Raw genomic sequence first — 23,025 nt, forward strand, 5'->3', positions numbered from 1 at the left:
GTCTGCGCCGATTACGACATCAGGTCGTTTTTGCGCCGTTTGACATGTCGCGGGCGTTATGACCGGGCCACGTAGCGATCACGGCGGTGATTGACCGTGATGATCAGGTTCAGGATGACCGCGCCAAACAAGGACCAGATGACGACGTCGGCCGGCAGGATCAGGAAGGCGAGGCCAAAGACGAAGAGGTCGAACGCCAGTTGCGTGTTCCCTGCCTGAATGCCGCGCGTGTCCTGAAGCCAGAGCGCCACGATCCCGACACCGCCGAGTGTTGCGCCGTGGCGGAAAAGTGAGATCAGCCCGACCCCGGCGAGGACACCGGCAAGACTGGCACTCAACGCTGGATGAAGGGTGTCGATCGAAAGGACCAGCGGAAACAGTTCCGACATCACCGACAGCACAACGACAGCGGCGAAGGTTTTTAACGTGAAGGTCAGACCGATCTGGCGGATCGCGAGGATGTAGAACGGCAGGTTGAGGAAAAAGAAGATGATACCGAAAGACCAGTCACTTGCGTAGCTGCCCAGAAGCGACAGACCGGCGATCTGCCCGGTAAGCAGGTTCGACGCGGCAAGAAACTGGATCGACAGCGCGACGAGGGTCGCGCCAACGAGGATGCCTTGCGCATCTTCGAATGCGGTGTGGCGGTCTGCAGGGGGTTTGCTGAGCAGGAACATAGGTCAGGAATTATGACATATATTGCCCGTGTCAACCCGGTCCTGCACTACCAGCGGCCAGTGGCACCGCCACCACCGGACCGGCCGCCGCCAAAGCTGCCGGACGAGGAGGATCGGGTGCGCGGGATGGTGAAGCTTCGCACGTCGCGGTAGTCACACATCGCGCAGCGCGTTTTGACCTCGCCGTTGCCTTCGGAGGACTTGCTGGCCTTTCGCAGCGTTTTCCGCGTGCGGCTGAGGGCCCGGCGCCCACAATTGGGGCAGCGCCGCAGTCGGGTAAGCCAGTCCCCGATGGAGCGCCTCGCGATCAGAAGAAATGAGCCCACGATCGAAGTGATGACCAACCAGTTCATGGCGGGCATATTTGACGGCGGCGCTTCGGTGCCGGTGGTGAAAGGTTCCGCGATGGAGGTGATGACGTCCTCGACACCGGTGCTGATACCCGTGGCGTAGTCGCCGGCCTCGAACGACGGCAGGAAAGAGCGGTTGATCACCTCTGCCGCAACACGATCCCAATCGCGGGCGTATCCTGCGCCCAGTTCGATGCGCATCGCGCGGTCGTCCGGCAGGATGAGCACAAGAATGCCATCGTTGCGCGACGCGTCGCCGATGCCCCAGTGGTTGAAGAGTTTGGTTGCGAAGGTCTCGATCGTCTCTTCCGGGGCGTAGGGCGCTTGTGAGGGCAGGGTGAGCACCGCAAGTTCGACACCGGTATCCTCACGCAACCGAGCGAGCCGGGCGTGAAGTGCTGCCTCTTGTGCATCGGTGAGAAGGTCGGCCCTGTCGGTGATGGTCGTGCGCTCAAACTCGGGAAAGCCTTGCGCCCAGAGAGGCGCGGCCAGACATGCGAGGACGAAGAGCAGGGCGCGCATGGGAATTACCCTGTCAGTGCCGCGTTCAGGCGGTCGTCCAGCTTTTCCAGAAAGCCCATCGTGGTGAGCCAGCTTTGCTCGGGTCCCACCAGAAGTGCGAGGTCTTTGGTCATGAAGCCGGCTTCGACTGTCTCGACGACGACGCGTTCCAGTGTTTCGGCGAATGCGCGCAGGGCAATATTGTCATCCAACTTCGCGCGATGCTTTAAGGCGCCCGTCCAAGCATATATGGACGCGATGGAATTCGTGGATGTCTGTTCGCCCGCCTGGTGCTGACGATAGTGTCGTGTGACCGTGCCGTGCGCCGCTTCGGATTCGACGATCTTGCCGTCTGGGGTCATCAGGATAGAAGACATCATGCCCAGAGAACCGAAGCCTTGCGCCACGGTGTCGGACTGTACATCGCCGTCGTAATTCTTGCAGGCCCAGACAAAGCCGCCGTTCCATTTCATCGCACAGGCGACCATATCGTCAATCAAGCGGTGCTGGTATTCGATGCCCTTCTCTTCGAACTGGTCTTTGAATTCGGCGTCGAAGACCTCCTGAAAGATCTCAAGAAAGCGGCCATCGTATTGTTTCAAAATGGTATTCTTGGTCGACAGGTAGACGGGCCAGCCCAGGTTGAGACCATAGTTGAAGGACGCGCGGGCGAAGTCGGTGATTGACGCGTCGAGGTTGTACATCGACATGAAAACCCCGGCATCCGGCGCGTCGAACACCTCGCGTTCAATCACGGTGCCATCCACGCCTTCGAACTTCATGGTCAGTTTGCCCGCGCCGGGGAATTTGAAATCCGTCGCCTTGTACTGATCGCCAAAGGCGTGACGACCGACGACAATCGGCTGGGTCCAGCCCGGGACAAGGCGAGGGACGTTGCGGCAGATGATCGGTTGGCGGAAGATCACACCGCCAAGGATGTTGCGGATTGTGCCGTTCGGGCTGCGCCACATCTGTTTCAACCCAAACTCTTCGACCCGCGCCTCGTCAGGTGTGATGGTCGCGCATTTGACGGCGACGCCGACCTCTTTGGTTTTCTCGGCCGCGTCGATGGTGATCTGGTCTTCGGTGCGGTCGCGCTCCTCGATCCCGAGATCGTAGTAGAGCAGATCGATGTCGAGATAGGGTAGGATCAGTTTCTTCTTGATGAAGTCCCAGATGATCCGGGTCATTTCATCGCCGTCCATCTCAACAATCGGGTTTTCCACTTTGATCTTTGACATGGGGACGGTCCTTACCTGCCTTTGGGTCACTCGGGTTACACGATGTGTTGCGCCTCACGTTGCATCATGAGTTGCATCAGGACCAACCCTGCCGCAGCTTCGAGGAAGATGGCAACCGCCAACGGGATCGGTGTGCCATCGAACAGCAATCCAACCGGTGCGGCGAGGAAAACAGCGCCAACGGTGGACACCGCGCTGATGACACTCGCGGCCATCCCGGCGATGTGACCCATTGGTTCCTGTGCGATGGCGTTAAGATTACCGATGGTCATACCGGCTTGAAAGAACAGCGATATTTGCCACAGAACAAATGCCGCGAAATAGAGGTCGTTCGAGACGTGCCCGGCCTTGGCCAGAAAGCCGACTGCGATGATAAGCGCGGTGAGCGCGACCTGCACCAGTAGCATCGCGCGCACGAGCACCATCATGCCAAGCCGGACAACCAGCGCCGCATTCAGAAACCCAGAGCTTGCCGCAATGATCGCAATCGCTCCAAACCAGAGTGCGAAGCTCTCGGCGCGTCCGAAGGTGATGTCAAAAATCGGCTGCACGCTGGACAAAAGAGAAAACAGCATCGCGAAACAGAGGGTCTGAACGAAAATCGACAACCGAACGATGGGATGGCGAAAAATCTCGACCACTGCCATGCGCATGGCGTCAAAACGGAACGGACGGCGGTTTTCCGGTGCCAGCGTTTCTGGCAAGCGAGTGGCGAGCCAAAGTGCCGAGATGGCGGAGAACAGAACAAACCCGTAGAACACGGCGCGCCAGTTCCAGATGTCGATCACGATATCGCCGAGAAGCGGCGCGATGGCGGGAACGAGGGCGAAGACGATCATGATTAAGGACACGATCCTGGCCATGCCGCGCCCGACATAGAGGTCTCGGACGACGGCCATCGCCACCACTCTTGGTCCGGACGCACCGAGCCCTTGCAGCACGCGCGCGGCCAAAAGCACGTCGAGGTTCTGCGCCGTCGACGCGATCAGCGCACCCAAGATATAGATCGCGGCCCCGACCAGCATCACCGGCTTTCGACCGAACGTGTCAGACAGCGGACCGCTTAGAAACGTGCCAACCCCCATGCCGAGGACAAAGCTCGTGATAATCAATTGCGCACGGTTGAGATTGTCCGGCGACAGGTCTTCCGCAATCTGCGGCAGCGCAGGGAGCATGGCATCGATCGACAGCGCAACAGTTGCCGCGAGCATTGCCATGAGGGCAATGAATTCTGTACGCGACATTTTGGTGGGCATGGGAACTCCGCTCAGGCTGGCGCGACGCCTAACACCAAGCTGCGGTCAGGAATAGAGAAAAGCTTAAACCTTGCCTTCGGCTTCGGCCTCGGAGTCGGACGGATCGGCGTCCGTATTCGCGGTTTCTGCGGGGAGATGCAGTCGTCCGATGAGCCATTCCACGTGTTCTTCCCGTTTGCGCATGGCGAAGACGCCGAATTGCTGGACCGCGACGGCAAAGACACCGAGGCCCAGCATGATGAACACGGTTGTCCCGACCTTGCCGATCGCGGTGGCTGGCACGAGGCTGCCGTACCCGACGGTGGACAGCGTCACGACGGTGAAGAAGTAAGCGTCGAGCCAGGACCACCCTTCGGCCCAGCGGAAAAACACCGTGCCGCTTGCGATGATCAACACAAGCGTGAGAATCAGGGTCGCGACACGGAAGCGGGTGGTCATGCGTCCAGCGTGGCTCCTTGCGCGAGATCGTCCAGAACCTTGAGCCAAAGCTCGGTCGGTTGAGCACCTGGTACGGCGTGCTGGCTGGCGACGATGAACGTGGGAACCGAGGTTACGCCCATGCCGCGCGCAGCAGCATCGCGGTCGACGATGTCCTTCAGGTCTTCGTCCGTGGCCAGAAGGCGCAGGACGATGCTGGCATCCATACCGGCGGTATCGGCGATATCGGCCAGCACATCCACATCGCCGATATCACGGCCCTCGACGAAATAGGCGCGGAACAGCGCATCCACGACGCTGTTCTGATGCCCTTCGATTCCGGCCCAATGAATCAGGCGATGGGCATTCAGAGTGTTCGGAGTGGTCTTGATCGCGTCGAGGTTCATCTCGAGCCCGGCATTTGCCGCGTGTTCGACCACAGGCGCATAGGCTTTGACCGCACCCTCCTTTCCGCCGAACTTCGCTTCAAGATACGCGCGGCGGTCCATGCCGGATTTTGGCATGTCGGGGTTGAGCTGGAACGGGTGCCAGGTGATGAGAAATGGGTGATCCGGGTGCTGCTCCAAGGCGCGGTCGAGGTTGGCCTTGCCGATATAGCACCACGGGCAGATCGGATCGGACATGATGTCGAGCTTGACCATATTACATTCCCAGCTTGCGATTTGGTTTGTCGTAACATGTGCCGGCCGAAATGGACACCCGGCGACGTCATAGGGCATCGACGTCGGGCAAGGTCTTGCGGAGAAGTTTGCCGTTGGCGTTGCGCGGTAAAGCGGCGATACGCCGGAACAGGCGTGGTTGCTTGTAGCGGGCCAAACGATTTGACGCCCAGTTCTTCAGCGCGTCTTCGTCAAGCGGGCGGTCGGCCACGTAGAATGCCGCGATGACGCGAATGTCCTGTTTGATCTCGATATCCGTCACTCCGACCTCTGCGATATCGGGATGGGCCAGCAAGGCGGTTTCGACCTCGATCGGGCTGACGCGGTAGCCGCCCGCGTTCATCATGTCGTCAGCGCGACCGTGGTAGTGAATGTCGCCTTGTGGTGTCATGTGGCCCATGTCTCCGGTCAGGAACCAGTCGCCCTGGTAACGGTGTTCCGTGGCGATTTGATCGTTGAGGTAGCCGAGCATCAGGCCCGGATCCGATTTGTGGATGGCGATGATCCCGGGATGGCCGGAATCGACGGGGCCGGAGTCGTCCAGAATCGTGACGCGGCGACCGGGTTGCGGCCAGCCCAGGCTTTGCGGGGCGACCTCGGGGGACTTAGGGTTGGTCGAGATGAAGGTCGAGCATTCGGACATGCCGAAGGCTTCAAAAAGCCGGGTTCCCGTGGCGTTCTGCCAAGCGTCACGGATGCTGGCGGGGAGTTTCTCGCCTGCAGACAGCCCGTGGCGCAATTTGGGAAGATCGATTGAAGACGACTTCAGGACATTTCGATAAACGCCTGGTGCGGCTGCGAAAATCGTGGCCTCGTGCCGCTTCAACAGAAGCGGGAGCTGGTGATGTTCTACGCCTTGGGCCGGGATCAGGGCGGTTGCGCCCTTGGTCCAGGGATCGAGAAGACCCGTGCCGAGCGTATAGGTCCAGTTGAAGGCACCGGCATGCATGAGCCGGTCATCCTCGTGCAGCCCGTACCAACCATCCATCATCATGCCGCGCGCCCAGATCGCGCGGTGAGCGTGACAGACGGCGCGGGGCGTACCGGAGGTGCCCGACGTGAAGATGATGTAGGCAAGGCGGTTGGGGTCGCCGGGATCGTAGGCGGCGGGCGGGAGGCCGTACCATTCGTGCGTATCTTGCGTACGGATCAGCCTGACACCGGGCGGGCAGTCGGTTTGCCCATCGTGCAAGACGGCAGCGGGTGCCGTGATGTCGATGAGGACCTGCACCTCTGCCTCGGTCAGTTGCGTTGAGGTGGGGATCGGGACAATGCCGACCGCAATGGCGGCCAGATAGGCGACCGGGAAATCCACAGTATTGCCGACGCGCATGAGAAGGCGGTCGCCCGGTTGGAGCCCCGATTGAAGTAAACCGGTGGCGCAGCCAAGCACGGCGCTTTTCAGTCGCGCGTAGCTCCAGCGTTCTGCGCCGGTGGGTTTGACCACTGCAAGCGCGATCTTGTCCGGGCGCGCGTCTGCCTGTCCCAGAACATGGGCGGTCAGGTTGAAGTTGCTCGGGCAGGGCGGAAAGGCAGGGCTGGTCATGGCAAAGCCGTATGCGGTCGTTCTGGTGCGCGCAAGCGCACGTTGCGCGGCAGGAAGGCGCGGACTATAGCTACGCACATGTCAGATGATCCGAAAAACCTGATCCGCATTGCACGTGATGGTGGCGGCGATGAGCACCCCGAACCTCTTAACTTAGGGGAGCGCGTGCGCGAATTGCGCAAGGCGCGGACCTGGACGCTTGAGCAGGCGGCTCAGCAGGCCGGGTTGGCGCGGTCGACCCTGTCGAAAATCGAGAACGGACAGATGTCGCCGACCTACGACGCGCTGAAGAAGCTCGCGACCGGTTTGCAGATCAGTGTGCCGCAACTGTTCACGCCGCCGCAGCGCGAAAAGGTGAACGGGCGTATGGTGGTGACGCCGACGGGCGAGGGTCAACTCCACGCCACAACCACTTATGAACACGAGCTTTTGGCGGAAACCCTGACCAAGAAGCAGATGTTGCCCTACCGCGCGCGGGTGCGGGCAAGGTCGGTGGATGAGTTCGACGGTTGGGTTCGCCATGACGGTGAGGAATTCCTTTATGTCCTGACGGGCGTCATCAAGCTGTACACCGAATTCTATGAACCGGTGGAGATGCGCCGGGGCGACAGTGCGTATTACGACGCCACGATGGGGCATAATGTCGTGTCGGTGTCGGACGAGGACGCGCTCATCCTTTGGGTGACGTCACTGGTCTGAAAACTCGTGACCGACCTCGCTTGCGATGCGGGCAAGGGAGACAATGAAGATCCAGTCCTTCACCTCTTCCAATGCTTCTGACGCGGTCAGATCATGCCGTTCTGCGATGTGATGCGTCAGGGCGACCAAGGTCTCCGGCGGTGCCTCAACGGTCGTGTGATCCATCAGAGGAAAGCGGGCTTTCAAATCGGACAGCGCATGCTGCCAATTGCTTCGAATGTCTTCCCAGGTCACAGGCGTTCCTCCTAAACGCCCCTCGCGCTTTCACAATGGCATAACCCAAATACATGTTAACGTGACAGGCAGTCGCATAGGACTTTGGTAACATGTAGGCCGCGATTTGACCGTCAGAACCACGACTGGACGGTGCGGGCTCCGGCCGAAATATCCTGACCCACGCCATCCACGGTGGCGCAGGCGCCGAGCGTGCAAGCCGTGAGGATCAGGAAGAACCAGCGTCGCATCAGATCATTCCTCTTCCCACCACCACACATCCGGCTGCCAGCCGATCCAGTCGCCGTAAATCGGCAGCTCTTCGGGGTATTTGAGTTCTTTTACGTGGGCGACGCGGCTGATGTTCCACTGGTAAATCGGGATCACGTAGCGGCCGGTTGTCAGGACACGGTCCAGTGCACGGGTGGCGGCCAGGAATTCCTCGCGGCTGCGGGAATTGAGGATCGTGTCGATCATCGCCTCGGCGGCGGGTGAGCACATCCCCATCCAGTTCCGGGTGCCCGGTGCCTCGACGCCATCACAGCCCCAATACAGCATCTGTTCATTGCCGGGGCTAAGAGACAGACCACGCCGGTAATAGGTCATATCGAAATCGTAATTGTTCGTCCGTTCCTTGTACTGGGCGCTGTCGATGGTGGTGACGGTGGGCGAAATGCCCATGCGTTCGAGCGACTGGGTGAAAAGGTCGATGATCGCCTCGTTTTCGGCACTGCCTTGGCTGAGCACGATCTCGAACGTGAACGGCTCTCCTTCGGGTGTCATCATCTGACCGTCGGTGATCGTGTATCCGGCCTCTTCCATCAGGGCGATGGCCTGCCGGATGTTCGCGCGGTTGCGTTCTGTGCCGTCGCTAACCGGAAGTTCATAGCCGTCAAGCGCGCCGGGAAGCAGTTCATCGGCAAAGGGTTCGAGCAATTCGCGCACGCGGCCTTCTGCGGGACCGTCACGCATGCCGAGAACCGAGTTCGAGTAGTAAGACGTGATGCGCGGTTGTTTCGAACCGGTCATGGTTTCGTTGATGAACTCGAAGTTGAACGCGTGCAGCATGGCGTCGCGCACGCGCCAGTCGCTGAACGCCTCGTTTCGGGTATTCATGACAAATCCGGTGATGCCCGAAGGGCGTTCGTGGGGCAGCACCGATTTCACCACGTCGCCCGAGTCGATGGCGGGGAAATCGTATCGATTGTCCCAATCGTCCGCGTTGAATTCCCGGTTCGAATTCAGGACCCCGGCCTTGAAGGCTTCGAACATGGCGGTGCCGTCACCGAAGAACTCCATGCGGATCTCGTCAAGATTGCCCTGACCGCGCATGAAGGGCACATCCTTGCCCCAGTAGTCGGGGTTGCGGCGCAGGCTCACGAAGCGGCCGGGTTCGAAATCGTCGATCACGTATTCGGCGCTGCTGATCGGAATTTCCGTGACGCCGGACTCGGCGAAATCCTTGCCCTCCCATTGCGCTTTCTGAAGGATCGGGCGCATGCCGACGAGCAGGGCAAGCTCTCGGTCTTCTTCGCTAAAGGTGAACCGAATGCTGCGCTCGCCGGTCTGTTCCACCGACGCGATCTTGTCCCACATACCGTGGTAGCGGGGATGGCCGACCGTGCCGAGTGTTTCGTAGGACCACATGACGTCTTCGACGGTGACCGAGCTGCCGTCGGAGAAGCGGGCTTCTTCCCGGAGGACAAATTCGGCCCAATCGCGGTCCGGCCCGACTTCAATCGATTCGGCGAGAAGGCCGTAAAGCGCGAAGGGTTCGTCGTAGTTTCGGCCCATCAGGCTTTCATACGCGAGGAAACGAAGCTGCCACGGAACGGAGCCTTTGGGGATATGTGGATTGAGGCTGTCGAAGCCGCCGACCTCTCCGGTGACGATGCGGCCGCCAGTGGGCGCATCGGGATTGGCGTAGGGCAGGGACACAAAATCCGGTGGAAGCTGCGGGTCGCCGTACATAGCTATGCCATGCTGCGGTTCAGCCGCTCCGATCTGAGCGCTGACGGCAAGGGCACTGATCGCGGAACTCAAGCCCTTAAGTGAGAAATAATCCGATCGCATTTTCGCAACAATCCCTGTCTGCCCTTGTTTTATTGTCGCCGACGGTAGCGAGGCTTTTGTGCCTTTTCAAACTTTTAGCTTGGAGCGCTGCGAAACATTGCTTATAAAGGAGTCACTGCTCGATAGGTTTCTTGCCTGTATGAAACCTGCCTCAATAACTTAACCCCGGCTTCGTGCCGGGGTTTTTTTCTGCCATTTTTTTGCCGCTTCATACACAGGGTTATGCACAAGGTGCCTTTGTAATAAGGCGCGCTGTGTCGCGAGCGTGGATGCGGATAATGGCGGCGTCATCGGCGCGTCGCGAGCGCGACGTCCCGATTCGGAACCCCACCTCCATCGATTCGCATGCGCGGAGTTCGTCGCGATCTCCCCTTTGCATTATGCAGGCGCAGCATCTAGCGTGCTGCACAAGCAAATGACGAAGGAAGGAGCGATCATGTCGCTGAAGGGAAAAATCGCCGTGATCACCGGATCGAATTCGGGCATCGGACTTGGCGTTGCGCGGGAACTCGCGCGTGCCGGGGCGGATGTCGTTATCAACTCGTTCACGGATAACAAGGAAGACCATGACCTCGCTGCCGAGATCGGCAAGGAGCATGGCGTCACGGCGCGCTACATTCAGGCGGACATGTCGAAGCCGGATCAGTGCCGGGCGCTGATCGAGAAAGCGGGGGCCTGCGATATCCTCGTGAACAACGCGGGCATTCAGCACGTGGCGCCCATCGAGGAGTTCCCGACCGAGAAGTGGGACGCGATCATCGCGATCAACCTGTCGTCCGCGTTTCACACAACGGCGGCGGCGTTGCCGATGATGCGTAAAGCAGGATGGGGGCGCGTGGTGAACATCGCGAGCGCGCACGGGCTCACAGCCTCACCCTACAAATCGGCCTATATCGCGGCCAAGCACGGGATTGTGGGGCTGTCCAAGACCGTGGCTTTGGAGACGGCGAAAGAGCCGATCACCGCCAATGCGATTTGTCCGGGCTATGTCCTGACGCCCTTGGTGGAGGCGCAAATCCCGGACACGGCGAAGAAATACGACATGACCGAGGAAGAGGCCAAGCAGAAGGTGATCCTCGAACGTCAGCCGTCAAAGGAGTTTGCCACGGTAGAGCAGATTGGCGGAACGACGGTGTTCCTGTGCTCGCCAGCGGCGGATCAGATCACCGGGACGACGATTTCCGTCGATGGCGGCTGGACGGCGTTGTGATCGACGTCTGAGAGGGGTGCTGCCCCTCGGCCTGCGGCCTCACCCCGAGATATTTGTGAACCAGAGAAGCGAGACGTGTTGTGGTAAAGATCAATCTTGCACTGCAAGGCGGCGGAGCGCATGGCGCGTTCACCTGGGGTGTGCTGGACCGGCTTCTGGAAGAGGATGACATCGAGGTTGCCGCGATTTCCGGCACGTCCGCCGGTGCCCTGAACGGGGCGGCGCTCAAGTCCGGCTGGCTGACTGGTGGGCGCGAGGGCGCGCGGGAAAACCTGGACTGGCTCTGGACGCAGGTGGCAAAGCTGGACGATCTGGCTCTGCCGCGCTGGATGCAGGCGTGGATGCCCGAACCCGCCATCGTCAGCAAATCCATCGAGTTTTCGCCCGCCTATATGCTTGGGGATACGCTGGGACGGATGCTGTCGCCGTATGCCTGGGGGCCGCTTTACGAAAACCCGTTGGAGAAGATCGTCGATCAGTTCGACTTCGGTCGCGTCTGCGCGCGCGAGGGGCCCGAGCTTTTCGTCTGCGCCACCCAGGTGCGGGACGGCAAGGTCAGTATCTTTTCGGGCGATGCCATCACCACGAAGTCGATCCTTGCGTCGGCCTGTCTGCCGACACTCTTTCAGGCGGTTGAGGTTGAAGACCCGCGGACCGGGACGGTCGAGGCGTTCTGGGATGGCGGCTATACCGGAAACCCGGCGCTTTTCCCGCTGTTCGATCCAAAACTGCCGGATGACGTTCTGATCGTGAACATCAATCCGCTGGAGCGGGACTCGGTGCCGGTGATGCCGAACGAGATCCAGAACCGGATCAACGAGATCAGTTTCAATTCCTCCTTGCTGCGCGAATTGCGGGCGATCGAATTCGTGCAGCGCCTGTTGGCGGAGGGATCGATCAAGAAGGGCGCGATGAAGAACGTGCGTGTGCATATGGTGGCCGACGACGCGCTGATGAATGACCTGTCGGTGGCCACAAAGCTGATCGCGGTCCCGGCGGTGATTGCCCGTCTCAAGGACGCCGGCCGTCGCGCCGCCGGGGATTTTCTGGCGCATCACCACAAGGATTTGGGTAAGCGCCAGACCGTCGATCTGACTAAAATGTTTGGCTGAGATAGGCCATGTACCCCGCGTAGAGCAGCAGGAATCCGGCTCCGGACGCACGGCTGATCCGTGCTCTTGTGTAGAGCAACGCCAGAAGAAGGCCGGTCGCTGCCAGCATCACCCAGATGTCGCGGCTCATCGATGGTTCGATCGGCAGAGGAACGACAATCGCTGTCGTGCCGAGGATGCCCAGAATGTTGAAGATGCCCGAGCCAAGGATATTGCCCAGGGCGACGTCGGATTGCCCCCGTCGTGCGGCCATGGCCGTCGTGGCCAGTTCGGGCAGGGACGTGCCCACCGCGACGAGGGTCAGACCGATGACCGTTTCCGGAACACCGTATCCGCGTGCGATGCCGGTTGCGCCATCGACGAGCGCGATGGCTCCGCCGATGGTCAGTGCGAGGCCGATCACAAATCGTATGGCCGCGTTGGAAAACGGATCTGCCGGGATGGACAGGTCTTCGCTTGGAGGTTCCGCAGCGCGGAAAGCCTGCCAGAGGTAGACGCCCAGCAGTGCCAGCAAGACCATGCCGAGCGAATTTCCGACCTCGCCCAAAACTGCGAGAAGGGCAACGAGAAGGGCCGTGCCCCCCACCCAGAACAGATCGCGCGAGACGGCGGACATGTTGGCCGTCACAGGATGGATGAGCGCTGCAACGCCAAGGATGAGCAGGATGTTGGCGGTGTTGCTGCCGACGACGTTACCGATGGCGATGCCGGGGACGCCGGACAAGGCCGCGCTGAGCGAGGTCACCAGTTCGGGCGCTGAGGTGCCAAAACCGACCAGCGTGAGGCCGATGACCAAGGGCGACACGCCGAAACGTTTCGCCACGCCCACTGCGCCGCGCACCAGTTGATCGCCGCCGATCAGCAACGCAGCAAGCCCGAAGGCCACCAGTATGATGTCCAAAGATGTATCCCCAAGTCACCACCGCGAAACTGCGGCGCGACCTGAGCGTCACATGGACAGCGCCGTGTTCCGCTTCAAGATAGTGTCAGGGATTTATTACGCGGCCTTCGCGGGTTGCGTCGGATCCTTGGCATTTGGATAGACGAGGCCTGCCGAGATCACCAGCTTCGCCGCGTCTTCGATGGTCATGTCCAGTTCGATGATGTCTTCCTGCGGGAAGAAAAGCAGGAAACCGGAGGTCGGGTTCGGCGTGGTCGGGACAAAGACGGAAATCAGTGGCCCCATGGTTTCGGCCTTCATCGCAACTTCGCCACGCGTCTCGGTAGAGATGAAGCCGATCGCCCAGATGCCTTTGCGGGGATACTGGATCAGGCAGGCCTTCTCGAAGTTGCGTTCGGACTGCGCGAAGATGGTTTCGGCGATCTGCTTTACACCGCTATAGATCGAGCGGATGACCGGCATGCGTTCCACGAGGCTTTCGGCGAACCGGATCAACGAGCGACCGATCAGGCCCTTGGCGACCCATCCCACGACGATCGTGAACAGCAGAAAGATGATGACACCGAGGCCGCGCAGGTTGATGCCGATGTATTCTTCGGGATTGAATCTATCGGGAACGAGAGGCAGGACGAAACCGTCGACCCAGCCAATCAGTGTCCAGATCAGCCAAATCGTCATGCCCACGGGGGCGATCACCACGAGACCCGTCAGAAAGCTTGCGCGCAAACTGGAAAACAAGCCCGGTTTGCGAGGGTTGGGGTCGAATGGGGTGGTCATGGAGGTTCCGTCACTGTTCCCTTGAAAACTAGGGAGTCCGGTCGCGCCATACAATGGCCGGTGACTTTCAGGACACGGAAATCAGCGCAAGCGCGTCAGTTCCTGTGCAATTTCGGCGGCCAACCGGGCATTGTTGAGCACCAGTGCGATATTGGCATCGAGCGAGCGGCCCTCGGTCAGTTCGAAAATGCGCTGCAACAGGTAGGGGGTGAGCGCTTTGCCCGCGATCCCGTGTGCCTCGGCATCGCATGTGGCGCGGGCGATGATCGGATCGATCTCGGATTGCGGGATTTCAGCGATTTCCGGAATGGGATTGGTCACCAGCTGCCCGCCCGGCAGGCCCAAAGCGGCGCGCATGGCGTGCGACCGCGCGATGTCGGTCGCGGTGTCCAAGCGCAGGGGCGCCTTGAGCGCGGATCGGCGCGACCAGAAGGCGGGCAGGTGGTCCTGACCGTAGGCGATGACGGGGACACCCAGAGTTTCCAGTACTTCAAGTGTCTTGGGCAGATCGAGGATGGCCTTGGCCCCGGCGCAGACCACCGTCACGCGGGTTTGGGCGAGTTCCTGCAGATCCGCCGAGATGTCAAAGCTTTGATCGGCACCCTTGTGCACGCCGCCGATCCCCCCGGTCGCAAAGACGGCGATGCCCGCGAGTTGTGCCCCGGTCATTGTTGCTGCGACCGTGGTGGCGCCGGTTTCGCCCTTGGCGATACAGACCGCCATGTCCGCGCGGCTGAGCTTGGCCACATGTTTGGCCTGGGCAAGATCGTGCAGCTGTGCTTCGCTGAGACCCACGCACAGCCGGCCCTTGAGGACGGCAATCGTGGCTGGTTCGGCCCCAGCATCGCGTACGGCGGATTCAATCGCGCGGGCGGTTTCAAGGTTCTGAGGCCAAGGCATGCCGTGGGTTATGATCGTCGATTCGAGCGCGACGACAGCGCGCCCTTCATCGAGAGCGGTTTGAACCGGTGACGCGATATCAAGGGGCAGGGTGGTCATGCGCCCGGTCCTCCGGCCACGTATGCGGCGGCTGTGGACAGGGCGCGGTGAAGCGCCGTTTCGCGATCCGCGCCGCGCAGCTCTGACGCGATATGGGCAGCCATGAACGTGTCTCCGGCCCCTGTGACGCGAGTCACCATGACCTCGGGCGGGCGTTCGGCGAGAGTGCCGTCGCTGCTTGCATCGCAGGTGACATTCGCGCCGTCGGTGACAATCGCCCGCGCCGCGCCGCGTTCGATCAGGGTTGCGCCGGCTTGTGGGGCGTCTTCGAATTCGGTCTGGCAGAGCAGACCGGCCTCTTCGAGGTTGACATAGAGAACACCGCGTCCTGCGCGCAGAAACGGCAAGAGCCGTTCGGCCTTGCCGGGCGACGCGGGAGCGATGCGCAGATCTGCCGCAGCAAAGGCCGGATGGCGCGCGATTTGGTCGAGCAGGCCTTCGGTGAGGTTGCCGTCAAGCGCGATGGGACCGTCAAAGGGCGCATCGGCAAACCCCAACGGACCTTCGATCAGCGGGCGCAAGATCTTGTCACCTGACTGTTCCAGCGAATGCGCATCGGCGATGGCTGCGATGAGACCGTTGGCGCCTTCCACGGCCATGTATTGATCGGTTGGAAGGTCGTCCGACCGGTAAAGGTGCTCCGTCAGAAGGCCCAGATGCTCACAGGCCGCCACCAGCTCTTCGCCTTCGGGGTCACGGCCAACGATGCTCAGAAGAGCAGGGCGCAAGTCAAAGCGGGCGAGTGTCATGGCGATATTCAGGGCGACGCCGCCCGGAAGCCGGGTGATGTGACCGGGCACGTCGCTGCCCTGCTTCATATGCCGGTCGGATCGGCCGATCACGTCCCAGAGAACGGAGCCGATGCAGAGGATATCAGGGCGAACAGACATACCCCGTCATGGCGCGCCGCGCCGCCGGGTGCAAGCGCGAGATCTTCGGACGTTGCGGGACGTCCCCCATTGTTGCCGCCGGGGCTTTGTGGCACCCCGTGTCGAACATGCTGCAGCAAAATGTTCGAAAGGGAACGCCGTTGATGAAACGCACGCTGATGCGCCCGCATGGAATGCCAGACAGCGCGTCCACCCCCGTTGTCACTCCGCTTATGCCCTCCGTGGTTTACGCAAGCGAGACGCCGGATCGTCTGGATGATCAATATGAGGGTCGCGCCAAAGGCTATACGTACGCGCGTGAGGGACATCCGAATGCCGACGTGCTGGCGCGCCGTATCGATGCGTTGGAGAGCGCGCCGCTGCCGGGGATCACGGTCGGGTCGGGTATGGCGGCGGTGACTGCCGTGCTGCTGGGACTGTGCAAGTCAGGGGATCACGTGGTGGGCGGTGACCAGCTTTACGGGCGGTCGCTGCGCATGATGCGGGACGATCTTCCGCGGTTGGGTATAGAGACCTCGCTGGCCGATCCGACAGACGTTGATGCGATGGCCGGTGCGTTGCGGCCGAACACCCGGCTCGTCCTGATCGAAGTGGTGTCCAACCCAACCCTGCGCATCGCGGATGTGGTCGGTATTGCCGAGCTCTGCCGGGAGAGGGGTGTGCTTCTGGTCGTGGACAACACCTTCACGACGCCGCGCGCGGTGCAGCCCTTTGCGCTTGGCGCAGATGTGGTTTTGCACTCGGTCACAAAGCTGCTTGCCGGGCATTCGGATGTCACTTTGGGTTGGGTCGCGGCGCGCGACGAAGCCCATGCCAAGGCAATCTACGATTTTGCGGTGACGACCGGGATGACTCCAAGCCCGTTCGATTGTTGGCTGGCGGAACGTGGCCTGATGTCCTTTGACCTGCGGTTCGACCGCGCCGAGGCAACCGCCGCGCGGCTGGCGGATCACCTCGCCAAACAGCCCGGCGTGACGCGCGTGCTTTTCCCGACACGGACCGATCATCCGGACTATCCACGCACGCAAAGCCTGTTGCATGGGCACGGTTGCAACATGGTGAGTTTCGAGCTCGAAGGTGGACGCGCTGCGGCGAACGCGTTCACCGCGGGCGCGGACCAGATCGCTTTTGCCCCGACACTTGGCGATGTGGGCACGACGTTGTCCCATCCGGCGAGTTCGTCCCACCGCGCCTTGACGCCAGAGGGCCGCGCGGCATTGGGCATCAGCGAGGGGTTCTTCCGCGTGTCCGTGGGTCTTGAGGATCCGGACGCCTTGATCGCGGCGTTTGATGCGGGGCTTGCAGCGGTGTCCAAGTCACGATGACCGCGACGCCGCGCGATATCCTGGCGGCGTTGCGCATTCCGGCGATGCTCATTGCGCCCGATGACCGGGTTTTCGCAGTGAACGCGGCGGCAGAGAAAATCTTGGGCCTGAACGCGGAAGGGCGTCATTTCATCACCGCGCTGCGACAACCTGTTCTGCTGGAAACCATCGAACAGGTGCAACGCGACGGGACGCGGCGCGAAACACGATACCTGACCAATGACGGTCAGCATGACGTCACATATCGGGTGACCTGCGGCGCGGTCGACATGCAAGGCGGGCGCGGCGTCATGGTGTCTTTCGAGGACATCACGCCCGTCGAACAAGCGGGTCAGATGAGGCGCGACTTCGTGGCGAATGTCAGCCATGAACTGCGCACGCCACTGACGGCGCTGCTTGGTTTCATCGAAACGCTGCAAGGCTCCGCCCGGAACGATCCGCAAGCGCAGGAGCGGTTTCTGGGGATCATGGCCACAGAAGCCGGACGGATGAACCGGCTTGTGTCGGACCTTCTTTCGCTCAGTCGGGTGGAAGCGGACGAACGCGTGCGGCCGCGCGACAGCGTCGATCTTGCCTCGCTGGTCCGTCAGACAGAGCATAGCCTCGCCCCTCTTGCTGCCGATGCAGGCATCGTCCTCTCCGTGCAATTGCCCGAGACTCCGGTGTCGGTTCCGGGGGATGCGGATCAGTTGCGACAGGTGCTGACCAACCTCGTCGAGAACGCGATCAAATACTCTGGCACGGGCGCGACGGTACGGATCAGCCTGTCGGAACCGAGCTTCGAGAGCCGGCTGCGCGGGCAGGGGGTGCGGATCGACGTGCATGATACCGGGCCGGGCATTGACCCTGTGCATCTGCCCCGTCTGACGGAACGGTTCTACCGCGTGGACAGCCACCGGTCCCGCGAACTCGGTGGCACGGGACTGGGGCTCGCGATTGTCAAACACATCATCAACCGGCACCGGGGACGCCTGCAGATCGACAGCCGTGTTGGTGTTGGCACGACTTTTACGGTGATTTTGCCGGTCGACGGATAGGGTGCGGTCGGGCCAGTGATGCGTCATGCATCACCGCGCAAAGTCACCCCAGCGCATAACCCGCGCCACGCACGGTGCGCAGGGGATCGGTGCCGCCCGTGGCGGTCAGCGATTTCCGAAGCCGCCCCACATGCACATCAACGGTCCGTGTATCTACATAGATGTCCCGCCCCCAGACGCGGTCCAGCAACTGTTCGCGCGACCAGACACGGCCCGGTTTCTCCATCAGAGTCGAGAGCAGACGGAACTCGGTCGGCCCGAGCTTGATTTCCTGTCCGTCGCGCGTGACACGATGGGTCTCGGCGTCGAGGACGATGTCCTCGAATTCGAGCCGGAGCCCCGCTGCCGCGGGACGGGCACGGCGCAACTGGGCGCGGACGCGCGCCATCAGTTCGACAACCGAATAAGGCTTGATGACATAGTCGTCGGCGCCAGTTTCGAGCCCGCGCACGCGATCGACTTCTTCGGACCTGGCCGACAGCATGATGATCGGCACGTTGCGTGTGTCCGAGCGCGTCTTCAATTGGCGGCACACCTCGATGCCCGACACGTTGGGCAACATCCAGTCAAGCACGATGATATCGGGCTGCTCTTCATCGACAAGGAGGAGCGCTTCTTCACCATTCTCGGCCTTCGCCACGCGAAATCCTTCGGCTTCGAGGTTGTATCCCAGAACCTCGCGCTGTGCCGGTTCATCTTCGACGACAAGGACGGTGGGCTGCCCGGCGGTCACGGTTTAGTCCCCCAGTTCCATGCGTTGCGACAGATCGGCGTCGGACGAGGTCACGTCCTCTTTCGGGCGCGGCTCTCCGGGTTTTTCGCCGGTGACGAGGAACACCACCTGTTCGGCAATCGACGTGACGTGATCGCCCATCCGTTCGATGTTCTTGGCGATGAAGTGGTAATGCATACACGGGGTGATGTTGCGCGGGTCTTCCAGCATGAAGGTGAGAAATTCGCGGAAGAGCGTGTTGTACATCTGGTCGATGTCCACATCGCGCGCGATCACGTCGCGGGCCAAGCCCTCGTCGCGTTGAATGTAGCTGTCGAGCGCGTCCTTGAGCATCTTCTGCACATCGCGCGACATGCGGCGCAGCTGGGACGCAGAGCCGTTGATCTGCGGCATGGTCATTAGCACCGCGTTGCGCTTGGCAAGGTTCTTGGCCAGATCGCCGATGCGTTCGAGGTTGGCGCTGATCCGCATGACGGACAGGATCACCCGGAGGTCAATGGCCGTGGGGGCACGCAAGGCAATGACGCGGGCGGCTTCTTCGTTCAGAAGCTCTTCCAGATCGTCGATGGCGCGGTCGCCTTTACGGACCTGTTCGGCGAGTTCTTGATCACGGGTTTCGAGCGCCTGCGCGGCGTCGAGGATGGCCTGTTCCACTAGGCCGCCCATTTTCATGATGCGGGCCTGGATGCCTTCGAGATCACGGTCGAAAGCGCTTGAGATGTGTTCCTGGTTCATCGGCTTATCCGATCCGTCCGGTGATGTAGCTTTCAGTGCGACTGTCTTCGGGATTGGTAAAGATTTTCGACGTGTCGTCGTATTCGACCAGATGCCCGAGATGGAAGAACGCGGTGCGCTGGCTGACGCGCGCGGCCTGCTGCATCGAATGTGTGACGATGACCACGGCGTAGTTCTGGCGCAGTTCGTCGATCAGTTCCTCGACTTGCGCGGTCGCGATAGGGTCAAGTGCGGAGCAGGGTTCGTCCATCAACAGCACTTCAGGTTCCGTCGCCACGGCACGCGCGATGCACAAGCGCTGTTGCTGACCACCCGAAAGACCCGTGCCGGGCGCATTCAAGCGATCTTTGACTTCATCCCAGATCGCGCCGCGGCGTAGGGCGCGTTCGACAATCTCGTCCAGTTCGGCCTTGTTTCTTGCCATACCGTGGATGCGCGGACCGTAAGCGATGTTGTCGTAGATCGACTTAGGGAACGGGTTCGGCTTCTGGAACACCATGCCGACCTTGGCGCGCAGTTGCACCGGATCGACACGCTTGTCGTAGATGTCTTCGCCATCGATCTCGATCTTGCCATGAACTCGGCAGATGTCGATCGTATCGTTCATGCGGTTCAGACAGCGCAGAAAAGTGGACTTGCCGCAGCCCGACGGGCCGATGAAGGCGGTAACGGTCTTGTCCTGAATCGCAACTGAGACGTCTTTGATGGCGTGGTTGTCGGCGTAGTAGACCTGTACGTCATTGGCTTGAATTTTGACGTCTGTCACTACCGCCTCCTTCGTCGTGGATGGTGCATCGTACATGGGACCGTGTCCTGATTACCAGCGGCGCTCGAAACGGCGGCGCAGAATGATTGCGATGAGATTCATGGTGAGGAGGAACAGCAGAAGAATGATGATCCCGCCCCAGGCTTTTTCGTAGAACCCCGCATCAGCACGCGCTGCCCAGGTATAGATCTGGGCAGGCATGGCGGAATTCGGATCGATGAAACCCGAGACCACACCTTCGGGATAGGCGCGGGCGATATAACCCACCATACCGATCAGCAGAAGCGGCGCTGTTTCGCCCAAGGCTTGCGCCAGGCCGATGATGGTGCCCGTCAGGATACCCGGAGCCGCCAACGGCAGGACATGGTGGAACACTGTCTGCATCTTGGAGGCTCCGACGCCAAGCGCGGCTTCGCGGATCGACGGTGGAACCGCCTTGAGCGACGCGCGGGTCGAGATGATGATCGTGGGCAGTGTCATCAATGTCAGAACGAGACCACCCACCAGCGGCGCGGATTGCGGAAGGTGCATGAACTGGATGAAGACAGCGAGGCCCAGGATACCGAAGACGATGGACGGCACGGCGGCGAGGTTGGAGATATTCACCTCGATCAGGTCGGTGAACCAGTTCTTGGGTGCAAACTCTTCCAGATAGATCGACGCGGCAACGCCGATGGGCAAGGACAGGACGAGCACCACAAGCATCATGAAGAACGACCCGATCACCGCCACACCGATCCCGGCACCGCCCGGGTTGTCGACGCCGGTATCCGCTCCCGTAATGAAGTTCCAGTTGAACGCGCTTTTGATGATCCCGGCATCGTAAAGCGCGTCCACCAGATCGAGGTCGGTCACCATGAGAAAGCGACTGTCGACAACGCTGTCGCGGGTCACGCGGCCTTTGAAATAGCCGTCCACACGGGAAGATGCGGCCAGTTCGAAACTCACAGGGGTGCCGATCCGATCAGGATTGGCGCGGAAATACTCGCGGATCGTCCCACCGGTCTTGCCCAGGAGGCGTTCAATGGCGGCGGCGTCGAAAGCCACATTCAGACCGCGCTGCTCAAGCTGGCTTTGCAGGGCTGCGATGAAGATGTTCTCGTAAGCCTTTGTTTTCAGGAGCTGACTTTCGGCTTCATCAAACTGCTCCTGCGTCAGGGTGAACTCAACCTCGACAACCGTCTGGGTGAATGCGGGCAGGCCGGAGCGGATAATCGACACCGCGAGAACCACAAGGAAGAAGAGCCCGATGACGATGGCCGTCAGCCCGTAAGCGCGGAACCGTTTTTCGGCGGCGTTGCGCTTTTTCGTGCGGGCATCGACAGTGGTGAGGGTGCCGCGAGGTGCGGCGCTTTCCATGCTGACATCGGTCATTCGTACTGCTCCCGATATTTGCGCACGATATAGAGCGCGAAGATGTTGAGCCCGAGCGTGATGACGAAAAGCGTCATGCCAAGGGCGAAGGCCACCAGCGCCTCGGGTGAGGCGAAATCCGCGTCTCCGGTCAGTTGCGACACGATTTTGGCGGTCACGGTGGTCATCGCTTCGAACGGGTTGAGTGACAGCCGCGCGGCGGCCCCGGCCCCCAGGACGACAATCATCGTTTCGCCGATGGCCCGCGAGGCGGCGAGCAGGATCGCACCGACAATGCCGGGCAGGGCGGCGGGCAGCACGACCTGGCGGATCGTCTCGGATTGTGTTGCGCCAAGCCCGTATGACCCGTCTCTCATCGCTTGCGGTACGGCGTTGATGATGTCGTCCGACAGCGAAGATACGAAGGGGATGAGCATGATGCCCATGACAAGCCCCGCAGTCATCACCGCGGTTCCGGCCTGCATCCAGCCTAGGCCATCGTCGCCGAAGACGCGGACCAGAAGCGGTCCGACGGTCAGAAGGGCGAAGAGGCCGTAAACGATGGTCGGGATGCCTGCGAGCACCTCCAACAGCGGCTTGGCGATGGCGCGCACCTTCGGGCTTGCGTATTCGGACAGGTAGATCGCCGCGAAGAGACCAACCGGGACGGCGACAAGAAGCGCCACGATCGAGATGTAGAACGTGCCCCACAGCAGCGGGAGGATCCCGAGGTCGGACGCGCCGCCGCGCCCCGAAAAGCTGGGAGCCCAGCTGAGACCGAAGAAGAATTCGGACGCGGGGTAGAGGCGGAAGAACTCAATGGTGTTGAAGACCAGCGACAGCACGATGCCGAGCGTGGTCAGGATGGCGATGGACGCGGCGGCGATGAGCAGGGCGCGCACGCCTCGTTCCACAGTGTTGCGGGCGCGGAACGCCGGCGATGCTTCGCGAATGCCCCATGTGGCCCCGATCAAGGCAACGATAATCACCGCGACCGACATCCAACGCGCGCCAATGGTATTCAACGCACGAAACTGCTGTGCGGCGGCCAGCACCGGCTCTGTGAGCTGCGAAGTAACGATAGCTCCGGCCTCTTGCAGGCTGGATGTGGCCACGTCCAGATCAAGCCCTTCGCTGCGCGCGAGCGCCTCGGTCAGGCCGCCCGACGCGACGGCCATGTCGAGCCCGTCCGCCGTCCGGCGCACCTCGGCCATCACCAGCGCGCGCGACGAATTGTCTGCAATCGCCGCGTCGGGGATCAACGACGAAACGGCGTTATCGACGATGAACGGCTGCGCGAGGAGCCAGGCGACGAGAAGCAGCAGGGCAGGGACCGCCGACTTCATCGCGGCGTTGCTTCCGTAGTAGGACGGCAGCGAATGCAGTGCCCGGCGATCGTCGCCAGCCATCGACAACACCCGCGACCGAGCGAGCAGATATGCCCCTGCGGCTATCGCCAGAACGATCAGGAAGAGCCAGAAAAGTGGCATGAAGCCCCCAAGAAACGTTTAATCACCTAAAAGGAAAAGGAGGC

The 23,025-nt window shown here is 61.2% G+C and carries 24 protein-coding genes; 5 read left to right on the forward strand and 19 right to left on the reverse strand.

Annotation, left to right across the window (positions count from 1 at the left end; translation table 11 throughout):
- Positions 1 to 56 precede the first annotated feature (56 nt).
- From BUA42_RS06180 to BUA42_RS06210, 7 genes are all read right to left on the reverse strand, one after another.
- Complete coding sequence (locus tag BUA42_RS06180) at positions 57 to 677, reverse strand: YitT family protein (protein ID WP_072776858.1); 621 nt, start codon at positions 675 to 677, stop codon at positions 57 to 59.
- Positions 678 to 724: 47 nt separating this feature from the next.
- Positions 725 to 1,549: a TPM domain-containing protein gene (locus BUA42_RS06185; RefSeq protein ID WP_072776859.1), complete on the reverse strand. Its 825-nt coding sequence runs from the start codon at positions 1,547 to 1,549 to the stop codon at positions 725 to 727.
- 5 nt (positions 1,550 to 1,554) lie between these two features.
- Positions 1,555 to 2,769: an NADP-dependent isocitrate dehydrogenase gene (locus BUA42_RS06190; RefSeq protein ID WP_072776860.1), complete on the reverse strand. Its 1,215-nt coding sequence runs from the start codon at positions 2,767 to 2,769 to the stop codon at positions 1,555 to 1,557.
- Between the two features lie 35 nt (positions 2,770 to 2,804).
- Entirely contained in the window at positions 2,805 to 4,025 is a 1,221-nt protein-coding gene (locus BUA42_RS06195; RefSeq protein WP_072776861.1) for a multidrug effflux MFS transporter, read from the reverse strand.
- A gap of 63 nt (positions 4,026 to 4,088) precedes the next feature.
- Entirely contained in the window at positions 4,089 to 4,463 is a 375-nt protein-coding gene (locus BUA42_RS06200; RefSeq protein WP_072776862.1) for a potassium channel family protein, read from the reverse strand.
- Positions 4,460 to 5,104 (reverse strand): DsbA family oxidoreductase, encoded by a 645-nt coding sequence (locus BUA42_RS06205; RefSeq protein ID WP_072776863.1) that lies wholly within the window; start codon positions 5,102 to 5,104, stop codon positions 4,460 to 4,462. Before BUA42_RS06205 ends, BUA42_RS06200 begins: the two co-directional genes overlap by 4 nt.
- Before the next feature lie 67 nt (positions 5,105 to 5,171).
- Positions 5,172 to 6,668: a class I adenylate-forming enzyme family protein gene (locus BUA42_RS06210; RefSeq protein ID WP_072776864.1), complete on the reverse strand. Its 1,497-nt coding sequence runs from the start codon at positions 6,666 to 6,668 to the stop codon at positions 5,172 to 5,174.
- Between the two features lie 78 nt (positions 6,669 to 6,746).
- Between BUA42_RS06210 and BUA42_RS06215 the strand changes: the two genes are divergently transcribed.
- Positions 6,747 to 7,367 carry a helix-turn-helix domain-containing protein gene (locus BUA42_RS06215; RefSeq protein WP_072776865.1) on the forward strand — a complete coding sequence of 207 codons (621 nt, stop codon included), beginning with the start codon at positions 6,747 to 6,749 and terminating at the stop codon, positions 7,365 to 7,367.
- Here the strand turns inward: BUA42_RS06215 and BUA42_RS06220 are convergent.
- The 3 genes from BUA42_RS06220 to BUA42_RS06230 all read right to left on the reverse strand — a co-directional run bounded on the left by BUA42_RS06220 (position 7,356) and on the right by BUA42_RS06230 (position 9,653).
- A complete protein-coding gene (locus BUA42_RS06220) occupies positions 7,356 to 7,532 on the reverse strand; it encodes a hypothetical protein (RefSeq protein WP_218588615.1) in 177 nt (58 codons plus the stop codon). The two genes, BUA42_RS06215 and BUA42_RS06220, sit on opposite strands and share 12 nt — an antisense overlap.
- A 182-nt stretch (positions 7,533 to 7,714) precedes the next feature.
- Complete coding sequence (locus BUA42_RS06225; RefSeq protein ID WP_072776867.1) at positions 7,715 to 7,831, reverse strand: entericidin EcnA/B family protein; 117 nt, start codon at positions 7,829 to 7,831, stop codon at positions 7,715 to 7,717.
- Positions 7,832 to 7,835: 4 nt separating this feature from the next.
- Positions 7,836 to 9,653 (reverse strand): extracellular solute-binding protein, encoded by a 1,818-nt coding sequence (locus tag BUA42_RS06230; RefSeq protein ID WP_072776868.1) that lies wholly within the window; start codon positions 9,651 to 9,653, stop codon positions 7,836 to 7,838.
- A 436-nt stretch (positions 9,654 to 10,089) separates the two neighbouring features.
- Between BUA42_RS06230 and BUA42_RS06235 the strand changes: the two genes are divergently transcribed.
- Positions 10,090 to 10,863: a 3-hydroxybutyrate dehydrogenase gene (locus BUA42_RS06235; protein WP_072777440.1), complete on the forward strand. Its 774-nt coding sequence runs from the start codon at positions 10,090 to 10,092 to the stop codon at positions 10,861 to 10,863.
- 80 nt (positions 10,864 to 10,943) lie between these two features.
- A complete protein-coding gene (locus BUA42_RS06240) occupies positions 10,944 to 11,975 on the forward strand; it encodes a patatin-like phospholipase family protein (RefSeq protein WP_072776869.1) in 1,032 nt (343 codons plus the stop codon).
- Here BUA42_RS06240 and BUA42_RS06245 read toward each other — a convergent pair.
- The 4 genes from BUA42_RS06245 to BUA42_RS06260 all read right to left on the reverse strand — a co-directional run bounded on the left by BUA42_RS06245 (position 11,959) and on the right by BUA42_RS06260 (position 15,542).
- Positions 11,959 to 12,876 carry a calcium/sodium antiporter gene (locus BUA42_RS06245; protein ID WP_072776870.1) on the reverse strand — a complete coding sequence of 306 codons (918 nt, stop codon included), beginning with the start codon at positions 12,874 to 12,876 and terminating at the stop codon, positions 11,959 to 11,961. The genes BUA42_RS06240 and BUA42_RS06245 overlap by 17 nt on opposite strands.
- A gap of 96 nt (positions 12,877 to 12,972) precedes the next feature.
- Positions 12,973 to 13,653 (reverse strand): DUF502 domain-containing protein, encoded by a 681-nt coding sequence (locus BUA42_RS06250; protein WP_072776871.1) that lies wholly within the window; start codon positions 13,651 to 13,653, stop codon positions 12,973 to 12,975.
- Positions 13,654 to 13,734: 81 nt separating this feature from the next.
- Positions 13,735 to 14,652 carry a pseudouridine-5'-phosphate glycosidase gene (locus BUA42_RS06255; protein WP_072776872.1) on the reverse strand — a complete coding sequence of 306 codons (918 nt, stop codon included), beginning with the start codon at positions 14,650 to 14,652 and terminating at the stop codon, positions 13,735 to 13,737.
- Entirely contained in the window at positions 14,649 to 15,542 is an 894-nt protein-coding gene (locus tag BUA42_RS06260) for a PfkB family carbohydrate kinase (RefSeq protein ID WP_072776873.1), read from the reverse strand. Before BUA42_RS06260 ends, BUA42_RS06255 begins: the two co-directional genes overlap by 4 nt.
- A 143-nt stretch (positions 15,543 to 15,685) precedes the next feature.
- On the opposite strand from BUA42_RS06260, the gene BUA42_RS06265 reads away from it, so the two are divergent.
- Together BUA42_RS06265 and BUA42_RS06270 are read left to right on the forward strand one after the other, a co-directional pair.
- The gene (locus BUA42_RS06265; RefSeq protein WP_072777441.1) at positions 15,686 to 16,867 is read left to right on the forward strand and encodes a trans-sulfuration enzyme family protein; all 1,182 of its coding nucleotides are present in this window, start codon (positions 15,686 to 15,688) and stop codon (positions 16,865 to 16,867) included.
- Complete coding sequence (locus BUA42_RS06270; protein WP_072776874.1) at positions 16,864 to 17,904, forward strand: ATP-binding protein; 1,041 nt, start codon at positions 16,864 to 16,866, stop codon at positions 17,902 to 17,904. The genes BUA42_RS06265 and BUA42_RS06270 overlap by 4 nt, the downstream gene beginning before the upstream one ends.
- 43 nt (positions 17,905 to 17,947) lie before the next feature.
- Here BUA42_RS06270 and phoB read toward each other — a convergent pair whose 3' ends face one another.
- The 5 genes from phoB to pstC are packed head-to-tail and all read right to left on the reverse strand — an operon-like array spanning position 17,948 to position 22,981.
- Positions 17,948 to 18,637 (reverse strand): phosphate regulon transcriptional regulator PhoB, encoded by a 690-nt coding sequence (phoB, locus tag BUA42_RS06275; RefSeq protein ID WP_072776875.1) that lies wholly within the window; start codon positions 18,635 to 18,637, stop codon positions 17,948 to 17,950.
- Between the two features lie 3 nt (positions 18,638 to 18,640).
- The gene (phoU, locus tag BUA42_RS06280) at positions 18,641 to 19,372 is read right to left on the reverse strand and encodes a phosphate signaling complex protein PhoU (protein ID WP_072776876.1); all 732 of its coding nucleotides are present in this window, start codon (positions 19,370 to 19,372) and stop codon (positions 18,641 to 18,643) included.
- 4 nt (positions 19,373 to 19,376) lie between these two features.
- Positions 19,377 to 20,174 carry a phosphate ABC transporter ATP-binding protein PstB gene (pstB, locus tag BUA42_RS06285; RefSeq protein WP_072776877.1) on the reverse strand — a complete coding sequence of 266 codons (798 nt, stop codon included), beginning with the start codon at positions 20,172 to 20,174 and terminating at the stop codon, positions 19,377 to 19,379.
- A 15-nt stretch (positions 20,175 to 20,189) separates the two neighbouring features.
- Complete coding sequence (gene pstA / locus BUA42_RS06290) at positions 20,190 to 21,512, reverse strand: phosphate ABC transporter permease PstA (protein ID WP_072776878.1); 1,323 nt, start codon at positions 21,510 to 21,512, stop codon at positions 20,190 to 20,192.
- Complete coding sequence (gene pstC, locus BUA42_RS06295) at positions 21,509 to 22,981, reverse strand: phosphate ABC transporter permease subunit PstC (RefSeq protein WP_072776879.1); 1,473 nt, start codon at positions 22,979 to 22,981, stop codon at positions 21,509 to 21,511. Before pstC ends, pstA begins: the two co-directional genes overlap by 4 nt.
- Between the last annotated feature and the right edge of the window lie 44 nt (positions 22,982 to 23,025).

The organism is Marivita hallyeonensis, from assembly GCF_900129875.1.
Lineage (GTDB): Bacteria > Pseudomonadota > Alphaproteobacteria > Rhodobacterales > Rhodobacteraceae > Marivita > Marivita hallyeonensis.

Excerpts from the sequence above, each read along its gene's own strand:
- BUA42_RS06180 (WP_072776858.1), bottom strand. The coding sequence starts at position 677 with ATGTTCCTGCTCAGCAAACCCCCTGCAGACCGCCACACCGCATTCGAA.
- BUA42_RS06185 (WP_072776859.1), bottom strand. The coding sequence starts at position 1,549 with ATGCGCGCCCTGCTCTTCGTCCTCGCATGTCTGGCCGCGCCTCTCTGG.
- BUA42_RS06190 (WP_072776860.1), bottom strand. The coding sequence starts at position 2,769 with ATGTCAAAGATCAAAGTGGAAAACCCGATTGTTGAGATGGACGGCGAT.
- BUA42_RS06195 (WP_072776861.1), bottom strand. The coding sequence starts at position 4,025 with ATGCCCACCAAAATGTCGCGTACAGAATTCATTGCCCTCATGGCAATG.
- BUA42_RS06200 (WP_072776862.1), bottom strand. The coding sequence starts at position 4,463 with ATGACCACCCGCTTCCGTGTCGCGACCCTGATTCTCACGCTTGTGTTG.
- BUA42_RS06205 (WP_072776863.1), bottom strand. The coding sequence starts at position 5,104 with ATGGTCAAGCTCGACATCATGTCCGATCCGATCTGCCCGTGGTGCTAT.
- BUA42_RS06210 (WP_072776864.1), bottom strand. The coding sequence starts at position 6,668 with ATGACCAGCCCTGCCTTTCCGCCCTGCCCGAGCAACTTCAACCTGACC.
- BUA42_RS06215 (WP_072776865.1), top strand. The coding sequence starts at position 6,747 with ATGTCAGATGATCCGAAAAACCTGATCCGCATTGCACGTGATGGTGGC.
- BUA42_RS06220 (WP_218588615.1), bottom strand. The coding sequence starts at position 7,532 with ATGGATCACACGACCGTTGAGGCACCGCCGGAGACCTTGGTCGCCCTG.
- BUA42_RS06225 (WP_072776867.1), bottom strand. The coding sequence starts at position 7,831 with ATGCGACGCTGGTTCTTCCTGATCCTCACGGCTTGCACGCTCGGCGCC.
- BUA42_RS06230 (WP_072776868.1), bottom strand. The coding sequence starts at position 9,653 with ATGCGATCGGATTATTTCTCACTTAAGGGCTTGAGTTCCGCGATCAGT.
- BUA42_RS06235 (WP_072777440.1), top strand. The coding sequence starts at position 10,090 with ATGTCGCTGAAGGGAAAAATCGCCGTGATCACCGGATCGAATTCGGGC.
- BUA42_RS06250 (WP_072776871.1), bottom strand. The coding sequence starts at position 13,653 with ATGACCACCCCATTCGACCCCAACCCTCGCAAACCGGGCTTGTTTTCC.
- BUA42_RS06255 (WP_072776872.1), bottom strand. The coding sequence starts at position 14,652 with ATGACCACCCTGCCCCTTGATATCGCGTCACCGGTTCAAACCGCTCTC.
- BUA42_RS06260 (WP_072776873.1), bottom strand. The coding sequence starts at position 15,542 with ATGTCTGTTCGCCCTGATATCCTCTGCATCGGCTCCGTTCTCTGGGAC.
- BUA42_RS06265 (WP_072777441.1), top strand. The coding sequence starts at position 15,686 with ATGAAACGCACGCTGATGCGCCCGCATGGAATGCCAGACAGCGCGTCC.
- BUA42_RS06270 (WP_072776874.1), top strand. The coding sequence starts at position 16,864 with ATGACCGCGACGCCGCGCGATATCCTGGCGGCGTTGCGCATTCCGGCG.
- phoU (WP_072776876.1), bottom strand. The coding sequence starts at position 19,372 with ATGAACCAGGAACACATCTCAAGCGCTTTCGACCGTGATCTCGAAGGC.
- pstB (WP_072776877.1), bottom strand. The coding sequence starts at position 20,174 with ATGTACGATGCACCATCCACGACGAAGGAGGCGGTAGTGACAGACGTC.
- pstA (WP_072776878.1), bottom strand. The coding sequence starts at position 21,512 with ATGACCGATGTCAGCATGGAAAGCGCCGCACCTCGCGGCACCCTCACC.
- pstC (WP_072776879.1), bottom strand. The coding sequence starts at position 22,981 with ATGCCACTTTTCTGGCTCTTCCTGATCGTTCTGGCGATAGCCGCAGGG.